Genomic DNA, 18,792 nt, shown 5'->3' on the forward strand with positions numbered 1-18,792 from the left:
CGCTGCGCAGTGACGGTGACGGCAGAGGTGGCGCTCATGCTCGGGCTCCTTCAAGGGGCGCCGTGGCCGCATCGGCGGCGGCGCGGGCATTGCCGAAGGAGGCGGCGATGATGCGCTCCTCCGACAGCTCATGACGGGCCAGCTTCAGGGTGACCTGCTGCTGGTAGAAGACATAGGTGGCGTCGCAGTATTCCAGCTCGTCGTTCTCGGTGGTGTACCAGACGAAGCTGCGACCGCGCGCGGCTTCGGCGCGGATGAGGCGATACATGTCGACCTTGGTGCCGAAGTCCACGCCGCGCATGGGATCGTCCATCAGGATCAGCTCGGCGTCGGAAGACAGCGCGCGGGCGAACAAGACCTTCTGCTGGTTGCCGCCCGACAGTGACAACATGTTGTTGTTCAGGTCGGGCGTGCGGATGGCCACGCGTTCATGCCACTGGCGACCCAGCTCGCGCTCGGCGGCGCGATCCACCACACCGCCGCGCGCCAGGTGCGGCAGCTCGCGGATGCTGAGGTTGCGCAGGATGCTCCACAAGGGGAAGTTGCCATCGCGGGCGCGGTCCCCCGCCACGAAGGCCACCCGCATCTTGCCGCGATAGCGTTCGAAGAGCTGGATCAGCATCTCGGTCTGGCCCTGCCCCGCCAGCCCCGACAGGCCGATCACCTGGCCTTGCCGCACGGCCAGGGTGCGCACCGCCGAGGTCGCGGGCAAGGCGATCTCCAGCAGGCTTTGCGCGGTGGATTCGACGTGCTCGACCTGCTGTTCGACCTGGCGCTCGATCTGCTTCTGGTCGGCGTGGCCCATGGCGTGGACCAGCGCTTCGCGGCTCAGGTTGGCGCTCTGGTCGCTCAGCACCAGCTGGCCATCGCGCATGACCGCGATGTAATTGCAGCAGTCGAAGATCTCGCCCAGCATGTGCGAGATGAAGACCAGGCTCATGCCGTCCTCGAGCCGATGGCGGATATAGGTGGTCAGGCGGGCTGCTGTCTGCGCATCGAGGCTGGAAGTCGGTTCATCGAGGATGAGCAGGCGCACCGGTGCATCGACCACCACGAAAGCGCAGGCGATTTCCACCATCTGGCGCTGAGTGATGCTGAGTTCGCCGACGATGCGGTCGGGATCGATGCCATGGCCGGGGAAGATCTCATCGAGCTTTGCCGTGACCAGCCGCCGCGCCCGGCGACGCCATCCCCAGCCCTCCAAGGACGGGTGGAACACGCACAGGTTCTCGGCCACGTTGAGGTTCTGACACAGCGAGAGCTCCTGGAATACGCAGCGCACGCCCAGGCGATAGGCCGTCTGCGTGGTATAGGCGGGCTGGGCCTGCCCATCCAGGACGATCTGGCCATCATCGCTGGCCAGCACGCCGGCCAGCACGTTCATCAGGGTGGACTTGCCCGCGCCGTTATGGCCGACCAGGCCCCAGCACTGGCCGGGGAGGATATCGAGGCTGACATCTTGCAGCGCCTTGACCGGACCAAAGGACTTGCGGATGTGCGACAGGCTGCACAAGGCCGCCGAGGGGGAATGACTGGCGTTCACGATGGATCACCTGTGTTCTGATGCAGTGGATGCGCCCGCAACGCCGGTGCGCCGCCCTCGGCGGGACGGCCACCACCGGCGGCGGAGCTGGACTTACTTGGACTTGGGCGCGTCGAGCAGCTTGACGGTATCGGCCTGGGAGAAGCCGATGTCGGCCACACCGCCCTGCGGGGTCTTGGCCAGGGCCTCAGGCAACTGCTCTGCAGTCAGGTAGAGCAGCGGCGCGACGATATCGACATCCTTGGGGATCTTCTTGCCGGCCAGCACCTGCTGCGCCACCCAGAAGGCCACCGTCACCGCGCCGGGCGGGTTGGAGGCCGAATAGGTCTTGTAGCCGCTGGGGATCTGGGTCTTCCACCATTGCAGCTCATCTTCGCGATTGCCCAGGATGATGATGGGCAGCTCGCGGTTGGCGGCCTTGAAGGCTTGCGCCACGCCGAAGCCGTCACCTCCCTGCGTGACCACGCCGTCGATCTTGGGCAGGGTCGGCAGGATGCCGGCCACGGCCTTCTGCGCCACGGTCTGGGCCCAGTCGCCATTGACCGAACCCACCACCTTCAGGCCCGGATGCTTCTTGAGGCCATCCATGATGCCGGCATGGATTTCACCATCCACGGAGACACCGGCCAGGCCACGGATTTCAAGGATGTTGCCCTTGCCGTTGAGGCGCTCGGCCAGGTAATCGATCTGGCGCTCGCCCATCTTGCGGAAGTCGAAGGTGACGCGATAGGCGCAGGGTTCGGTGACCACGCCGTCATAGGACACCACCACCACGCCCGCAGCGCAGGCTTTCTTGATGGTGCCATTGAGGGCGGTAGGAGACGCCGCATCCACCACGATGGCCTTGTAGCCTTGCAGGATCAGGTTCTGGATCTGCTGGGCCTGTTCGGTGGGCTGGTTCTCGGAGGTGGTGAAGGCGGGTGCGGCCGCCACCAGCTTGCGCTTGACCGCATCATCGGCGGTGGCCGCCCAGGTCTTGAGCATGGACTGACGCCAGGCGTTGGCAGCGTAGTTGTTGGACAGCGCGATCTTGGCTTGCGAGGTGTCGCCGGTGGCGACCTGGGCGCTGGCGGAACCAGCGGCGAGCATGAGGGGGATGGTGCTTGCTGCGATGGCCGCGAGTTGCAGCCCGACGCCGCGGCGCCGTACAAATGCGTTCATATTGTCTCCGTTGTTGGCTTTCAAAGCGGACATCCTGCACTTCCGCGTTTTCCTGCTTTTTGCTTTGTTTTTGCTTTATGAACCGCTCGAGCCTGGCGGGCGCACGCCTGCAGAGGTCAAGTTGTATGACGATTTATTCTAGAGAGCAGGTATGAAGATGTCAAATGGTCAGACCACATGAAGACGGCGGTTTGCCGATCCCCGGCATTGCATGTGACCAACAATTACCCTGAAATGGTGAGCACACTGTTCGGCAATGTGCGGCTAATCAGCGGCGATCTGTTTCTATATACTGCCAAGTCTCTCTATCAGCGTGAAGCTGCATTTATTTTGCTTTCCATGCAGGCTGACCAGCTGCAACCGCAGCCGAGACCACCTGACCTGACTTCTTTCTGCTGTCGTTTGCCGTGAGAGCACGAATCTCGATGGCATCTGCACGGCGGCACGGCGGCCATTTGCAACTCATCACTTCGGGACAACAAGAACAATGAAACTCTCCATCGTCAACCGGCTGTATATCCTCATCGGCGCCGTGATCATCGGTTGCGTCGTCCTCACCGGCGCCAACATGGTCAAGATGAACCGCACGTATACCGACGCCAGCTTCGCCAGCGAAAACGTGGTGCCCAGCCTGTTGAGCCTGGCCGCGATCACGCAGGGCATCAACGGCATGCGCATCGCGACCTGGCGTTATCTTGCGCTGACCGATTCGGTGGATCGCGGCACGATCGAAAGTAGCTTCAACAGCGCAAAGAAAAGGGTCGAAGACGCCCTGCAAAAGTATGAACAGGAACAGCTTGCCGACGAGACCGACAAGGAGTTGCTCCAGGCGGTTCGCGCGAGTTATCAGGAGTTCGACAAGTCGTTAGCCCAAGCGCTGAAGCTGGCCAGCGTAGGGCAGTGGAATGAAGCACGCGCCCTGCTGGGCAACAATCAGCCAATTGTCGACAGGTTGAACAAGGCATTAGCAGAACAACGTGCCTACAACGAAAAGATCAGCGAAGCCGGCGCCCACCGGGCGCAGGAGACCATGGCGGCGGCGCAACTGCACGCCATCCTGATCAGCGCGGCAGTGATTGCCGTGGTGACCATCATGGGCCTGCTGATCGCACGCAAGATCGCCCGCTCCCTAGCCGAAGCAGTAGAGCTGGCCGAAACGATTGCCGAAGGCGACCTGACCCGCGAGATCGACACCAGCAGCACCGATGAAATCGGCCATCTGATGGCGGCGATGGCCAAGATGAATCGCAACCTGGTCACCATCGTGGCGACCGTGCGCACCGGCGTCAACACTGTCGCGGCCGCTTCCAGCCAGATCGCCACGGGCAACATGGATCTGTCGGCGCGCACCGAGCAGCAGGCCAGCTCGCTGGAGCAGACCGCTGCGGCCACCGAAGAGCTGACCTCCACGGTCAAGCAGAACGCCGAGAACGCCCTGCAGGCCGATCAGCTGGCCAGCGCCGCCTCGGGTATTGCGGTCGAGGGCGGCGAGGTGGTGAAGCAGGTGGTGACGACGATGGAAGAAATCCGCAGCTCCTCGCTCAACATTGCCGACATCATCTCGGTGATCGACGGGATCGCCTTCCAGACCAACATCCTGGCCCTGAACGCCGCAGTCGAGGCCGCCCGTGCAGGCGAGCAAGGGCGCGGCTTTGCGGTCGTCGCCACCGAGGTGCGCAGCCTGGCGCAGCGCAGTGCATCGGCGGCCAAGGAGATCAAGCAGCTCATCGATGATTCCGTGAGCAAGGTCGAGAACGGCAGCCAGCTGGTCATGAGCGCCGGCAATACCATGCAGCAGGTGGTGGAGAGCGTACGCCGGGTAACCGGCGTGGTCACCGAGATCAGCGCCGCCAGCCGCGAGCAGAGCCTGGGCATCGAACAGGTCAACCAGGCCATCAGCCATATGGACCAGAGCACCCAGGAAAACGCCGCGCTGGTGGAAGAAGCAACGGCGGCAGCGCAGTCGCTGCAGGAGCAGGCGCGGCAGTTGGAGCGCGCTGTGAATGTGTTCAAGCTGCGGCAGGAAGCGGGAGCTGTTCTGGAGATGGACGACCGGAACACTGCGCATGCCTTGCCCAGCCCGGCATTGCCCAAGCTGCCCGCACCGGGGTGAGCTCCTGCAGCACTGGGATAAGTAAGGAAGGCGCTCCTTGCGGAGCGCCTTTTTCGTTCGAGTGCAGGCGACCGGCCTTGGACCCGCCCTCCTCCTTAGCGCCCAACGGTTCAGGCGGAAAGGGGCCGCGCGTCGATCTGCCTGACCAGCGTCGAAAGCTCTCAAACCCGCACATCAGCGGCCATGTTGAAGCAAGAATCGGTTAATGCTGCACGAGCACAAGCAGCATTGCCGGTCTCTCCGGGCTTCCCGTTGTCGCCACGTTGTATCCCTCCCTTCCGCCCCGTCCTCCGCTTTCCTGCACCTGCGCTTTTCGCTGTAACCGATCCCCAGCTCCTGTTAATCTAGGCCGAGCGGCCACAGTAGAAGCTTGCTGCGGCATACAGATCTGGAAAGCCCGTGAAGAAGGCTGCAGGTACACAAACGGCCACACGCGAGCTATTGCGTGATATGTAATCGCTTGTGGAACCATTTCGTTCCTGGGATCTGTGCGTAAAGTGCATTCATGTTCGACGGGGGGGAACAAAATGGGGCGGTTGCAGAAGTATCTGGCGCTCATCCTGGGCGTCATCATCATGATGGTTCTCACCATCTGTGTTGCTTCACTCTACGAGGGTTACCGGCAGACCCGCATATCGGCGATCACCGAGGCCAACAATGTCACGCTCATTGTCCAGCGCGCCATTTCCCGGAACATGGAAATCCTCGCATTGGCCATGGACACGCTAGCGTACCGCTATCAGCATCCGCTGGACCTTGCACACGCAAGCGACGAAGAACGTTATAACTACCTTTTCGGCAGCACCGCCGCCGCGCACCATATCACTGCCCTGGCCATATTGGACGCCGATGGCTATGTGCGCGTGACCTCGCGTCGCTCCGCTTCACCGAGTGTCGTCATCAATTACTCCGAACGCGCCTATTTCACAGTGCATCGGGACAGCGCAAACGCCGGCCTCTTCATCTCGCGTCCCATCAAGGCCAATCTAGGCAACGAGCTCCCGGTAGTTGTCCTGTCCAAGCGCCTGTCCCGCAAGGACGGATCGTTCGATGGCGTCGTACTGATGGCGCTGGACATGAGCTATTTCCGCGACTTGTTCACCGGGCTGACATTGGGCGAGGACGGCATCATGTCATTGTATTCGGATGACGGCGTGACCTACATGCGGGTACCCTACCACCCGTCCTCCATTGGTCGTGAAATCACCAACAACCCGAACTTCCAGCGTCTGCGCGCGATGCTCGTCGACAATGACGGCAACTTTTTCGCGCGCGCCCATACCGATGGGGTTGAGCGCCTCTATACGTTCCGACGTATTCCAGACGCCCCCTTGATTGTCCTTCTCCGGCGTTCTGAGCGCTTCATCTTCAAGACCTGGTACGACACACTCTATTCCGTGCTGCTGTTGCTGATCATCTTCACCGCACTGGCCGGCGTGCTGCTGATGCTGGTGCGCAGGGAGCTACTCAAGCGCGTGGCCGCTGAAAAGCAACTGGAAGACCTGGCGCGCACTGATGGCCTGACGGGCCTACTGAACCGGCGCAGCCTCGACGAAGCGTTGCTCGCTGTGTGGCAACGTAGCCAGCGCAGTCCCACCGTGGGTTTCTCGACGCTGTTCATCGATGTGGATTACTTCAAGCGCTACAACGATACCTATGGCCATGAAATGGGTGACACCGTCCTGCAGGCAGTGGCTGCGGTTCTACGAGAACATCTTCAGCGTCAGAACGACTTGGCAGGCCGCTATGGCGGCGAGGAATTCGTAGTGCTGCTGGAGCAGACCGATGAACAAGGTGCATTGCTAATGGCGCAGCAGCTGTGCGAGGCAATATACAGCCGAGGGATTCCCCACTCGGGCAGTCCGCTGGGGGTGATCAGCGTCAGTATCGGCGTTGCCACCATGAACCGCGCGCGACATCAGCGCATGGAGGATGTGCTCAATGCTGCCGATCATGCGCTATACATCGCCAAGAGAGAAGGTCGCAACCGCGTCTGCGTTGCGCATCCTGGCCAGAATGAACCAACGGCCTAAGGAGCTGTATGGGCGCGCTGGGGATATTATCGGGAGAAGATCAATAATGAAGAGAACAGTCGCCACCAGTTTTTTTACGGCATCTCGAACCGATGCACTCGGACTTCTGGGCGAGCATCCAACACCAAATCGGCAGCTTGTTTCTGCGGAATACGCAGCGGTTACATCGCCTTGAAAACGACGTGAAAATGAAAAAGGGATTGCGCCCAATCGAATGCAATCCCTTTTAAATACTGGTGCTGGCTGCAGGACTTGAACCCGCCACCCCCTGATTACAAGTCAGGTGCTCTACCAGATGAGCTAAGCCAGCAAAACTTCAGCCGGCGATTATAGCCTACTTGATACGGGTCAGTACAGGACGACCACCTTTTTTCGGTGGTTCAGGATCATCATCGCCCTTTTCCTCGCTGTCGGCGGACTTCTTTTCCGGCTCGGAGAGCGGCACCGAAGACAGTACCGGTGCGCTGCTCTCTGGTTCCTGCGGCGCGTCCGACTCCTGCACGGCTTCGGCAGTGGCCGGCGCGGGGGCCTCGAAGGCCATGCCCTGGCCGTTTTCGCGGGCGTAGATGGCGATGACGTTTTCCACCGGGATCAGGATGTCCCGCGACACGCCGCCGAAACGGGCGCTAAAGTGGATGTTGTCGTTCTCCATCTTCAAGCCGCTGGTGGCCTCGAAACTGATGTTGAGAACGATCTCGCCATTCTTGACGAACTGCATCGGCACACGTGTGCGGCTGTCGACGACCACGGCGATGTGCGGCGTATAGCCGTTGTCGGTGCACCATTCGTAGATGGCGCGCAGCAGGTAGGGCTTGGTGGAGACTTCTTGCATGACTGTGTCGTGTGCGATGCGCGGCATGCCCGCATCTGCCGGCTGGGCCGGGGTGGAACTGCAAATCGGACTGCTGGCGGAACAGGCCTGCTCAGGCTCGGGGCCCGATGCGCGGCCTGCTCCGGATGACGCTTAACGGCGCATCACCTTCTCGGACGGGGTCAGCGCCTCGATGTAGGCCGGGCGCGAGAAGATGCGCTCGGCATACTTCATCAGCGGGGCCGCGGTCTTGGACAGCTCGATGCCGTAGTGGTCCAGGCGCCACAGCAACGGCGCCAGCGCCACGTCCAGCATGGAGAACTCGTCGCCCAGCATGTACTTGTTCTTCAGGAACAGGGGCGCCAGCTGGGTCAGGCGGTCGCGAATCTCGTTGCGGGCCTTCTCCTGGCTCTTCTCGGCAGCCTTGGACTTTTCGTTTTCCAGCGTATGAACGTGGACGAACAGTTCCTTCTCGAAGTTGAACAGCATCAGGCGCGCGCGGGCGCGCATGAGCGGGTCGGCCGGCATCAGTTGCGGGTGCGGGAAACGCTCATCGATGTATTCATTGATGATGTTCGATTCATACAGCACCAGGTCGCGCTCGACCAGGATCGGCACCTGGCCGTAGGGGTTCATGACCGAAATGTCTTCCGGCTTGTTGAACAGGTCCACGTCGCGGATCTCGAAATCCATGCCCTTTTCGAACAGGACGAGGCGGCAACGTTGCGAAAATGGGCAGGTCGTGCCCGAGTAGAGAACCATCATTTTTTCAGAGCCCTAAAAACAAAAGGGGGGCGAGACGCATAACGCTCACCCCGATACGCAATTCCGCAAAAACTGCGCGGATACGTGATTGTACGTTTTTACTTGATGTTCTTCCAATAGGACGCGTTCAAACGCCACGCCAATACTGCGAAGATGCCAAGGAAAAGCAGCACCCAGACACCCAGACGCTTGCGCGTGTTCTGCGCCGGCTCGGCCATCCATTGCAAATAAGCAACAAGATCGGCGACATTGTTGTCATATTCCGCTGTCGTCATCTTGCCGGGCTTGACCTGCTCGAAGCCGGCAAACTTGTGGATGGTCTTGCTGGCATCATGAGGATCCTTCTCCTCGACGAACTTGGCCTTGCGGATACCTTGCAATTCCCACAACACATGCGGCATGCCGACGTTGGGGAAGAGCATGTTGTTCCAGCCGGTGGGGCGACTGTCGTCCGTATAATAACTGCGCAGGTAGGTATAAATCCAGTCCGGACCGCTACCCGCCTCCGATGCCTTGGCGCGAGCGATCACCGAGAGGTCCGGCGGCGCGGCGCCAAACCAGGTCTTGGCGTCTTGCGGCGACAAGGAAATCTTCATCAGGTCGCCGACCTTTTCCCCACTGAACATGAGGTTGTTCTTGATCTGGTCTTCGGTCAGGCCGATGTCGCGCAGGCGGTTGTAGCGCATCGACGAGGCCGAGTGGCAGTTCAGGCAATAGTTGACGAACAGCTTGGCGCCGTTTTGCAGCGAGGAAACATCCTTGGTGCGGTCAGGTGCGTGGTCCAGCGGGAAAGTCCCCTCGTTGGCGCAGGCCAGCGCCGGCAGCAACGCCAGCGCGGCAATCACTTTCTTCAGCAATGTCATGTTCTTGTCCTTTGGCGGCTGGCTTAGTGCGGATGATAGACGACGCGATCGGGCACCGGCTTGAAGGTGCCGGCTGCGCTCCACCAGGGCATCAACAGGAAGAAGCCCAGGTAGATGAAGCTGCACACCTGCGAAACGGTGGTGCCGATGGCCGTCGGCGGTTGCACGCCGAGGTAGCCAAGGATGACGAAGGCGATGCCAAAGACCAGGTAGACGTACTTGTGCCAGCTCGGACGGTAGCGGATCGACTTGACCTGCGACTTGTCCAGCCACGGCAGGCCGCCCAGGATCACCACCGACAGGCCCATCAGCACCACGCCCCAGAACTTGGCGTCGAAGATGAGCATGCCGCCGATGATGGCCAGGCCGATGACGATGGCGGCGATCTTGAGCTTGCTCGACAGGCGCGACTTGAACACCAGCAGGGCGACATAGGCCGCCACACCGGCGATGAGCCAGCCCATGAAGTCAGCCGTGGTCGCACGCAGGATGGAGTAGAACGGCGTGAAGTACCAGACCGGGGCGATGTGCGGCGGGGTCTTGAGCGAGTCGGCGGGAATGAAGTTGTTGTACTCCAGGAAGTAGCCGCCCATTTCCGGGGCGAAGAACACCACCGCCGAGAACACCATCAGGAAGATCGACACGCCGAAGATGTCGTGCACCGTGTAGTACGGATGGAACGGCACGCCGTCCAGAGGCACGCCCTTCTCGTCGGTCTTTTCCTTGATCTCCACGCCGTCGGGGTTGTTGGAGCCCACTTCATGCAGCGCGATGATATGCGCCACCACCAGGCCGATGAGCACCAAGGGAATGGCGATCACGTGGAAGGAGAAGAAGCGGTTCAGGGTGGCGTCGGAAACGACGTAGTCGCCGCGAATCCACAGCGACAGGTCCGGGCCGATGAAGGGGATGGCGCCGAAGAGGTTCACGATCACCTGCGCACCCCAGTACGACATCTGTCCCCAGGGCAGCAGGTAGCCGAAGAAGGCTTCACCCATCAGGCACAGGAAGATGCCCACGCCGAACAGCCACACCAGTTCGCGCGGCTTGCGGTAGGAGCCGTAGAGCAGGCCGCGCACCATGTGCAGGTAGACCACGATGAAGAACGCCGAGGCGCCGGTGGAGTGCATGTAGCGCACCAGCCAGCCCCAGGGGACGTCACGCATGATGTACTCGACCGAGGCGAAGGCCAGGGTGGCGTCGGGCTTGTAGTGCATCACCAGGAAGATGCCGGTGACGATCTGGATCACCAGCACCAGCAGCGCCAGCGAGCCGAAGATGTACCAGAAGTTGAAGTTCTTGGGAGCGTAGTACTCGGAAAGATGGGCTTTCCAGGTGGCCGTCAGCGGAAAACGCGAATCCACCCAGTTCAGCGCCTTGGCCGAGACGGGTGCATCGTCAGGCAACTTCTTTTCGTGGAATGCTCCCATGATCAGGCCTCCCCTTTCTCGTCCTTGCCGATGACGAGCTTGTTGTCGCCTTCAAACATGTAGCGCGGCACTTGCAGGTTGTCCGGCGCCGGCTTGTTCTTGTACACACGTCCAGCCAGGTCGAAAGTCGAGCCGTGGCACGGGCACAGGAAGCCGCCATGCCAGTCGTCCGGCAGCGAGGGCTGCGGGCCGCTCTGGAAGCGAGAGCTCGGGGAGCAGCCGAGGTGCGGGCAGATGCCCACCACCACGAGGATGTCCTTGCGAATGGAACGCCACTTGTTGCCGGCGTAGTCGGGTGTTTCGGAGAAATCAGTACGTTTGGAATCAGGATCGGCCAGTTCACCTTCGTTCTTGGCGAGGGAATCGATCATCTCCTGCGTGCGCTTGAGAATCCAGACAGGCTTGCCGCGCCATTCGACGGTGCGCATTTCACCGGGAGTAAGCGAAGAAATATCCACCTCAACCGGTGCGCCTGCTGCCTTGGCGCGTTCAGAAGGTTGCAGGGTGGAGACAAATGCTCCAGCGGTGGCCAACCCCGCTACACCTCCGGCCGCACAAGTCGCAACAAGCAAACCTCGCCGACTCGCGTCGACCTGATTCTCGTCAGTCATAAAGACCCCAATCTCCAAATGTAAGTTAGCGTGGACCTTCTAAGTGACCCTCATGCAACTTTTTGATTATATATAAGCTGAATAGGGTTTTGTAGCTAACGGCGGGTATGGTACAGACTTGCGAAAATGAACATTTGACGCAGCGCAACCCATTGTCAATCTGCTCTTTTTGTCGGTTATCTTGCGCTGCGGCGTCAGCGCCTGTCTGATTTACTTTTCAGGGCGGGCAGGATATAACCCGTTGTAAGATCGCCTCATATGTAAACTGCAATTGTCAAAGGAGAAACCAGGGATGAGCATGCTCAAGGACTTTCGCGCCTTCGCGATCAAGGGAAACGTGGTCGACCTGGCCGTCGGCGTGATCATCGGTGGTGCGTTCGGCAAGATCGTCAGCTCGCTGGTGGAAGACATTATCATGCCTATCGTCGGCAAGATCTTCGGCGGCCTGGATTTCGCCAACTACTACCTGCCGCTCAACGGCCAGGCCTACGGGCTGCCGCTGGCCGAGGCCCGGAAGGCGGGCGCGGTGTTTGCCTACGGCAACTTCCTGACCATCCTGATCAACTTCCTGATCCTGGCCTTCATCATCTTCCAGATGGTGCGCGCCATCAACAAGGCGCGCGACCTGGCCAGCAAGCACGAAGAGGCTGCACCGGCCGCACCGGCGCCGACCCCGGAAGACGTGCTGCTGCTGCGCGAAATCCGCGATTCGCTCAAGAAGCAGGGCTGAACCCTGCCTTGCGCTGCATCACACCGGGTTGTCGATATCGATGAAACGGTGTTCGATGCCGAAGTGGGCCGCCACATGCTCGCCCAGCGCCTGGATGCCGTAGCGCTCGGTGGCGTGGTGGCCGGCGGCAAGATAGACGGTACCGGTCTCGCGCGCCAGATGGACGGTGGGTTCGGAGATTTCGCCGCTGATGTAGACCGATGCGCCCGCTTCGATAGCCTGGCCCAGCATGCCCTGCGCCGCGCCGGTACACCAGGCGACCTGACCGACGGCTTGCTGGGGATCGCCGATCAGCAAAGGCATGCGGCCCAGGCGCTTTTCGATCAGCATCGCCAGGTCAGCAGCAGTCTTGACCGAGGGTGCGTGGCAGCGCCCTAGCCAGCCGATGTCGTTTTCACCGAAGCGGCCGGTGGCGTCAAAGTCGAGTCGCCGGGCCAGTTGTGCGTTGTTGCCCAGTTCAGGATGTGAATCGAGCGGCAGGTGATAGCCGAACAGGTTGATGTCGTTGGACAGCAGCAGCTTCAGGCGCCGCTGTTTCTGTCCGATCACGCGCATGTCCTCGCCGCGCCAGAAGTAGCCGTGATGGACCAGGATGGCGTCCGCCTGCCATTGCAGCGCGGCCTCGAGCAGGGCCAGGCTGGCGGTAACGCCAGTGACCACGCGCCCTACCGTGGCGCGCCCTTCCACCTGCAAGCCGTTTGGGCAATAATCGCGATATTGCGCGGCGTTAAGCGTCTGTCCCAGATATGCTGAGAACTCGTCCCTGTTGATGTGGCGGGTCATATCTTCCTCTATCCGATTTCAAATCAAAACCAAGAATTCTTTTATGCGACGTTTATGGCTGTTGTTTGCCCAGACCGTGACGGTCGGTCTGGCCTTGTGGTTCATTGTAGCGACCTTGAAGCCGGACTGGCTGTCCGGTTCCTCCAGTTCGCGCGCAAGGCCGGCCCAGTCCACGGTACAGATGCAGGAAGCGACGCCCAACGCGCCCGCCCTCGACTCCTACCGCCATGCTGCACGCCAGGCCATGCCCTCGGTGGTGAACATCTTCACCACCACCGAAGCGCGGCCGCAGAAGAGCCCGTTCCAGAACGATCCCTTCTTCCGCAAGTTCTTCGGCGACCAGTTCGACGAGCAGCAACAGGATGACAAGCAGTCCAGCCTGGGCTCGGGCGTGATCGTCAGCCCGCAAGGCTACATCCTGACCAACAATCACGTGGTGGAAGCGGCCGACAAGATCGAAGTGGCCCTGGCCGATGGCCGCAAGGCCAGCGCCAAGGTGGTCGGCATCGATCCCGAGACGGATCTGGCGGTCATCAAGATCGACCTGCCCAACCTGCCCGCCATCACCCTGGGCCATCCGGAGAACAGCTCGGTGGGCGACGTCGTGCTGGCCATCGGCAACCCCTTCGGCGTGGGCCAGACGGTGACCATGGGGATCGTCTCGGCGCTGGGCCGCAATCACCTGGGCATCAATACCTTCGAGAACTTCATCCAGACCGATGCCGCCATCAACCCCGGCAACTCCGGTGGCGCGCTGGTCGATACCAACGGCAACCTGCTGGGCATCAATACGGCGATCTATTCGCGTACCGGCGGCAACCTGGGCATCGGCTTTGCCATTCCCATGTCCACGGCCAAGACGGTGATGGAAGCCATCATCAGCCACGGCCAGGTGGTGCGCGGCTGGATCGGCGTGGAACCGCAGGACATCACGCCGGAACTGGCCGAGAGCTTCGGCCTGGGCAAGAAGACCGGCGCCATCATCGCCGGCGTGCTCAAGGGTGGTCCGGCGGATCGTGCGGGCATGCGTCCGGGTGACATCCTGGTAAGCATCGATGACAAGCCGGTCTCCGACACCACCGAGATGCTCAACGTCATCGCCCAGCTCACGCCCGGCCAGCAGATCGCCATGACGGTGCTGCGCAAGTCGCAGGAAACCAAGCTGAACATCACCGTGGGCAAGCGTCCGCCGCCGCCCAGGAACGATGATGCCGACGAAGAATGAGCCAGGAGAGCCAAGCCCATGCATGTGCGTGACCTGATCCAGTTCCTCGGGGAACTGTCCGAGAACAACAACCGCGCCTGGTTTGTCATGAACAAGCCGCGCTATGACATCCTGCGCGAGGAATTCCTGGCGCTGACCATCAAGCTCATCGCCGAGATCAGCAAGTTCGACCCGGCCATCGCGGGCTGCAATCCGAAGAAGGCGCTGTTTCGCATCAACCGCGACATGCGCTTCTCGCATGACAAGCGCCCCTACAAGACGCACTTCTCCGCCGCCATCACGGCCAGCGGACTGAAGAAGCCCAGCCAGGGCGGTGGTCCGGCCTACTACTTCCACATCAATGAAGCGGGCCAACTGCTCATCGCTGGCGGCGAATACATGCCGCCCACGCCGCGCCTGCGGGCCATCCGCAATCGTGTGGTGGAAGATGCTGCCGGCTTCACCAAGATGCGCAAGAACAAGAAGCTGGTGGCGACCTATGGCGACCTGCAGGACGAGGGCAAGCTGCAGCGCCCGCCCAAGGGATTTGATCCGGACACGCCCAATATCGAGTACGTGAAGCTCAAGAGCTTCATCGTCTGGAGCGAAGAGGATATCCGCAAGAAGATTCCGGCCGACCTCGGCAAGCGCGTGCTGGAAGGATTCAAGGACGCCTATCCGCTGGTGCAGTGGCTGCGGGATATTCCGCTGGTCCAGGACGAGGCCGAGCAATGAACGCCGCGCTGATCCGTGCGGGCAACTGAGTCCATGACGAGCAAGAAGACGCCGCCCAACCTGCAATTGCAGCAGGTGCGCATTTCGGACCAGATCGCCGACCACATCGTGCGCTACATCGCCGAGCACAAGCTGGAGCCGGGCCAAAGCCTGCCCAGCGAGGGGGAGCTGACCCGACTCTTCGGCGTGAGCCGCCCCACCGTGCGCGAAGCCACCAATGCGCTGGCCGGACGGGGGCTGATCGCGGTCTCCAGCGGCAAGTCGCCCACCGTGCTGCCCTTGTCCAAGGTGCCCTTTTCCAACCTGGCGCAGCATGGGCTGGCCACCCAGCAGATCACCCCGATCCAGATCCTGGAAGTGCGCCATAGCCTGGATCTGCAGGCCGCCGTGCTGGCGGCGGAACACCGCACGTCGGCCGACATCGACCGGCTCAACGCCATCGTGGCGCAGATGCCGGCGGCGCTGGGCAATGTCGAAGCCTTTTCGCCACTGGACGCGGCCTTCCACGAAGCCGTCGGGCAGGCCACCCAGAATCCCCTGCTGTCAGCCATCATCAGCGGCATCAGCCCCATCCTGTTCGACTCCACGCGCTCGGTCCATTCGCATACGCGCAACCAGCAGGAATGGGACTCGGTGCTGCTGAACCATCAGAACATCGCCGCGGCCATCATCAACGGCAATGCCTCTGCGGCCCGCAGGCTGGTCGATATCCATTACGTGGATGCCTACAAGCGCTACGACTGAGCGCTGCGCCCATACCACCTCAGCAGGCCGTCTTGCTGTGTTCTGAGGCCGCGTGCGCCGGACAGCACGACTGGCCCCAGTGCTGCTGCGTGCTGGTCAGGCCGATGCCGGGATTGAAGGAATTGGTCGGATCCAGGCGGCGATAGAATTGCTCCACCTCAGGTCCGGCATGATAGAGATGGCCGAAGTTGTGCTCAGCCGGATAACGCGCCCCACGCGCTTCCAGCATGGCCAGCAGGCGCTGCTTGACGGCGTCGCAGTCACGGCCCTTCTTGACCAGGTATTCCTGGTGCATCACATGGCAGAAGAAGTGCCCGCAATACATGGTGAACTCGATCTCCTCGGCCAGTTCCTTGGGCAGCACTTCGAACCAGTCATAGGTATTGCGCGGCAGGGCGACGTCGAGTGCAACGATGTCTTCGACCGTATCCTGATGCACGGCCCGGTAGCGATTGGCCGCATTGCCGATGGCGAAGCGGTTCAGGAAGGCCGCGCTGGCCTCCTCGGCATCGCATTCGATGAAGCCTGCCTGCTCCGTCGGCAATATCGCATGGAGATAGGCGCGCGCCTCCTCGATGCCCTCATCGCCCATCTTGAGCAGCAGATGATGGGCGTATCGGTCCCGCATGTCCTCCAGGCGCGGCGGCAGATGCGCGGGCAAGCGCTCAGCCAGGGCCTGCAGCAGCCGATCACTGAGGCTGCGTCCCAGCCCGAGCTTTTCGGTGATGGCGTCGAAGCGGCTCTTGAGCGCAAAGGCCAGCGGCACCTTGTCGGTACCGGCCTTGCGGATATAGAGGAAGAGGTCCTTTCCGTACTTCCTGGCCAGGTCATAGCCGGAGCGATGCATGTATTCGCCGGCAATGGGGAGCGCGCGGAAATTGGCCAGGATATGGCGGCGCAGGTCTTCCAGCACCGCAGGATCGTTGGCGCCGATGTAGAACACCTGGGTGACCTGATCCGCCGCAAAGGTGTCCAGCCGCAATGCGAACACGGCAATCTTGCCGGCCGAGCCCGAGGCTTCGTAGAGGCGACGCGGGTCGGCGTTGAAGCGGGCCGGGATGGGCGAACTGATATCGCGCACATGGTCGGCATATTCACGGTCCGAGGCCATCTGGCCTGGAACGTGATGCACCTGCGCCGGATCGATGCGACCGGCGTCGAGCTGTTCCAGGATGCTCTCCGGATCCTCGCCCAGGTCGATCCCCAGGTGATTGACCAGTTCCAGCCGTCCTTGCTCATCGATGCGGGCAAACAGCGCGTACTGCGTATAGGCGGGACCGCGCTGTATCAGCGAACCGCCCGAGTTGTTGCAGATGCCGCCGGTGATGGAAGCACCGATGCAGCTCGATCCGATCACCGAATGCGGCTCGCGGCCAAGCGGCTTGAGACGGCGTTCCAGCTGGTCCAGCGTCACGCCCGGCTGGGAGAGCACCTGCTGGCCCTGGTCGAGCAGTTCCAGACGCGTCAGGCGCATGGTATTGATCAGCACCACCGGGCGATCATAGCCCTCGGCAATCGGCGTGGAGCCGCCTGTCAGGCCGGTATTGGCAGCCTGGCAGAGGATGACCATGTTGGCCGCATGGCAGACCTGCAAGACGCGCCACATCTCCAGCAACCGTCCGGGGCGCACCACGGCCAGGACTTCACCACCGCCATAGCGCAATCCCTGGCGGAAACGCCGGGTCTGCGCATCGCCGGTCAGCACATGCTTGCTGCCGACGATGGCTTCCAACTTGCTGATCACATCCATCGTTCTTCTTTCCATCGTCATCGTGATCGCCACCCCGCCCGGCCCGACCCGGGCCGGTCACAGCATGGCTGCCGCCGTTCAGGCGCTGGCCGTCACCGCAGCGGGGCCACGCTTGCGGCCACCCAGCGCGATCAGCACACCGGCCAGGAACAAGGCGCCTCCCAGCATCATCAGGCCGTAACGGGGCGAGCCGAAGGCGGTGGTCAACGCACCCAGCAGGTAAGGCCCGACGAAGCCACCGAGATTGCCCACGGAATTGATGATCGCGATCCCTGCGGCAGCGGTGGCACCGGTGAAGTAGGCACCGGGGAAGCCCCAGAACAAGGCAATCGAGGTCAGGCTGCCGCCCACGGCGATGGCGATGCCCGCCAGGGTGATGTAGATGTTGTGCGGGAACAGCGTGCACAGCACCAGGGCCAGGCCGGCGATCATGGAGACCGCCACCGAATAGCTGCGATGCTTGCCCGCCTTCTCGGCATGACGGGTGATGAACACCATGGCGGTCGCGCCGAGAATGTAGGGAATGGCAGAGATCATGCCGATGTCGAGCACCGATTTCACGCCGGCGTCGCGGATGATGGTGGGCGCCCAGAAATTGATGCCGTAGCTGCCGATCATCATCAGCAGATACACCAGCGCCAGGAACCAAAGGATGGGCAAGGCGTACAGGCTCTTGAGCGGGACGTTGACCTTCTCCTTGTTCTCGGCGGCCAGGCGACGGGCCAGCTCGGCCTTTTCCTCCGGTGTCAGCCACTTGGCGCTGGCGATGTCATTGGAGAGCACGAACAGGATGACGATGCCCAGCAAGCAGGCCGGCAGTGCTTCGATGACGAACATCCATTGCCAGCCGGCCAGCGAGTCGCCGCTGCCCATGAACTGCATCAGCGCCCCGCTGATGGGACCGCCGAGGATGTAGGAAAAGGGATTGCCCAGCAACACTACCGCCATCACGCGGCTGTGCATGGCCGAGGGATACCAGTAGGTCATGTAGAGGATCACACCGGGGAAGAAGCCCGCTTCCGAGGCCCCCAGCAGGAAGCGCAAGGTGTAGAAGACCGTCTCGTTGCTCACGCCCAGCCACTGGGCGATGGGGGCCGTAAAGGCCATCAGCGAAGAAATCATGCCCCAGGTGATCATGATGCGCGCGATCCAGATCTTGGCGCCTACGCGATGCAGGATCAGGTTGCTGGGGACTTCGAAGATGAAGTAGCCCAGGAAGAAGATGCCCGCCCCCAGCCCATAGGCCGCCTCCGACATGCCCAGATCGCTCAGCATGGAGAGCTTGGCGAAGCCTACGTTGACCCGGTCGAGGTAGGCAATCACATAGCCCAGCAGCAGCCAGGGTAGGATTTTCCACGTCACTTTCTTGTACAGCCCGTCAAACTGCACAGCACTGCCCTGGCTTGAATTTGCCATCTGTTGTCTCCAGTCAATTTCTTATTGTCGATATCCAGCGCCCGGATCGCCCCGGCGGACGATCGGACAAAAGAGGCAGGTAGATAAACTTATCTACCTG

Annotated in this window: 17 protein-coding genes and 1 tRNA gene; 7 read left to right on the plus strand and 11 right to left on the minus strand. The window is 61.5% G+C overall.

What is annotated here, in order from left to right; all coding sequences use genetic code 11:
* Nucleotides 1-34: 34 nt before the first annotated feature.
* Both BGK68_RS00750 and BGK68_RS00755 read right to left on the minus strand, forming a co-directional pair.
* A complete protein-coding gene (locus BGK68_RS00750) occupies nt 35-1,543 on the minus strand; it encodes an ATP-binding cassette domain-containing protein (RefSeq protein WP_075255498.1) in 1,509 nt (502 codons plus the stop codon).
* 93 nt (nt 1,544-1,636) lie between these two features.
* Nucleotides 1,637-2,704 (minus strand): substrate-binding domain-containing protein, encoded by a 1,068-nt coding sequence (locus BGK68_RS00755; protein ID WP_041311229.1) that lies wholly within the window; start codon nt 2,702-2,704, stop codon nt 1,637-1,639.
* Between the two features lie 177 nt (nt 2,705-2,881).
* On the opposite strand from BGK68_RS00755, the gene BGK68_RS27255 reads away from it, so the two are divergent.
* The 3 genes from BGK68_RS27255 to BGK68_RS00765 all read left to right on the plus strand — a co-directional run bounded on the left by BGK68_RS27255 (nt 2,882) and on the right by BGK68_RS00765 (nt 6,850).
* Entirely contained in the window at nt 2,882-3,115 is a 234-nt protein-coding gene (locus BGK68_RS27255) for a hypothetical protein (RefSeq protein ID WP_143432925.1), read from the plus strand.
* Nucleotides 3,116-3,191: 76 nt separating this feature from the next.
* Entirely contained in the window at nt 3,192-4,817 is a 1,626-nt protein-coding gene (locus BGK68_RS00760) for a methyl-accepting chemotaxis protein (RefSeq protein ID WP_075255499.1), read from the plus strand.
* 527 nt (nt 4,818-5,344) lie between these two features.
* Nucleotides 5,345-6,850: a sensor domain-containing diguanylate cyclase gene (locus BGK68_RS00765; protein ID WP_075255500.1), complete on the plus strand. Its 1,506-nt coding sequence runs from the start codon at nt 5,345-5,347 to the stop codon at nt 6,848-6,850.
* A gap of 234 nt (nt 6,851-7,084) precedes the next feature.
* On the opposite strand, the gene BGK68_RS00770 is transcribed toward BGK68_RS00765, so the two are convergent.
* From BGK68_RS00770 to petA, 6 genes are all read right to left on the minus strand, one after another.
* Nucleotides 7,085-7,160 (minus strand) — tRNA-Thr (locus tag BGK68_RS00770).
* Between the two features lie 24 nt (nt 7,161-7,184).
* Nucleotides 7,185-7,682 (minus strand): ClpXP protease specificity-enhancing factor, encoded by a 498-nt coding sequence (locus BGK68_RS00775; protein ID WP_075259640.1) that lies wholly within the window; start codon nt 7,680-7,682, stop codon nt 7,185-7,187.
* 132 nt (nt 7,683-7,814) lie between these two features.
* Entirely contained in the window at nt 7,815-8,426 is a 612-nt protein-coding gene (locus tag BGK68_RS00780; protein WP_008115639.1) for a glutathione S-transferase N-terminal domain-containing protein, read from the minus strand.
* A 98-nt stretch (nt 8,427-8,524) separates the two neighbouring features.
* Complete coding sequence (locus BGK68_RS00785; protein ID WP_075255501.1) at nt 8,525-9,289, minus strand: cytochrome c1; 765 nt, start codon at nt 9,287-9,289, stop codon at nt 8,525-8,527.
* 23 nt (nt 9,290-9,312) lie between these two features.
* Nucleotides 9,313-10,719: a cytochrome b gene (locus BGK68_RS00790; RefSeq protein ID WP_013235977.1), complete on the minus strand. Its 1,407-nt coding sequence runs from the start codon at nt 10,717-10,719 to the stop codon at nt 9,313-9,315.
* Between the two features lie 2 nt (nt 10,720-10,721).
* A complete protein-coding gene (gene petA, locus BGK68_RS00795; RefSeq protein WP_075255502.1) occupies nt 10,722-11,330 on the minus strand; it encodes a ubiquinol-cytochrome c reductase iron-sulfur subunit in 609 nt (202 codons plus the stop codon).
* A gap of 292 nt (nt 11,331-11,622) precedes the next feature.
* Between petA and mscL the strand changes: the two genes are divergently transcribed.
* Entirely contained in the window at nt 11,623-12,060 is a 438-nt protein-coding gene (mscL, locus tag BGK68_RS00800) for a large conductance mechanosensitive channel protein MscL (RefSeq protein ID WP_013235979.1), read from the plus strand.
* An 18-nt stretch (nt 12,061-12,078) separates the two neighbouring features.
* Here mscL and BGK68_RS00805 read toward each other — a convergent pair whose 3' ends face one another.
* On the minus strand, nt 12,079-12,843 hold the full coding sequence (locus tag BGK68_RS00805) for a Nif3-like dinuclear metal center hexameric protein (protein ID WP_075255503.1): 765 nt from the start codon (nt 12,841-12,843) through the stop codon (nt 12,079-12,081).
* A 43-nt stretch (nt 12,844-12,886) separates the two neighbouring features.
* Here BGK68_RS00805 and BGK68_RS00810 point away from each other — a divergent pair, with 43 nt between their 5' ends.
* The 3 genes from BGK68_RS00810 to BGK68_RS00820 are packed head-to-tail and all read left to right on the plus strand — an operon-like array spanning nt 12,887 to nt 15,526.
* Nucleotides 12,887-14,068: a Do family serine endopeptidase gene (locus tag BGK68_RS00810; RefSeq protein WP_075255504.1), complete on the plus strand. Its 1,182-nt coding sequence runs from the start codon at nt 12,887-12,889 to the stop codon at nt 14,066-14,068.
* 18 nt (nt 14,069-14,086) lie between these two features.
* Nucleotides 14,087-14,782, plus strand: coding sequence for a DUF2461 domain-containing protein (locus tag BGK68_RS00815; RefSeq protein ID WP_075255505.1), 696 nt, complete (start codon nt 14,087-14,089; stop codon nt 14,780-14,782).
* A gap of 33 nt (nt 14,783-14,815) precedes the next feature.
* On the plus strand, nt 14,816-15,526 hold the full coding sequence (locus tag BGK68_RS00820) for a FadR/GntR family transcriptional regulator (RefSeq protein ID WP_075255506.1): 711 nt from the start codon (nt 14,816-14,818) through the stop codon (nt 15,524-15,526).
* 19 nt (nt 15,527-15,545) lie between these two features.
* Here the strand turns inward: BGK68_RS00820 and dld are convergent, their stop codons facing one another.
* Nucleotides 15,546-17,291 (minus strand): D-lactate dehydrogenase, encoded by a 1,746-nt coding sequence (gene dld, locus BGK68_RS00825; RefSeq protein ID WP_267889701.1) that lies wholly within the window; start codon nt 17,289-17,291, stop codon nt 15,546-15,548.
* Between the two features lie 63 nt (nt 17,292-17,354).
* Nucleotides 17,355-18,692 carry an MFS transporter gene (locus BGK68_RS00830; protein ID WP_075255508.1) on the minus strand — a complete coding sequence of 446 codons (1,338 nt, stop codon included), beginning with the start codon at nt 18,690-18,692 and terminating at the stop codon, nt 17,355-17,357.
* Nucleotides 18,693-18,792: the final 100 nt, after the last annotated feature.

This window comes from Herbaspirillum camelliae (assembly GCF_001929405.1).
GTDB classification, from domain to species: domain Bacteria; phylum Pseudomonadota; class Gammaproteobacteria; order Burkholderiales; family Burkholderiaceae_D; genus Herbaspirillum; species Herbaspirillum seropedicae.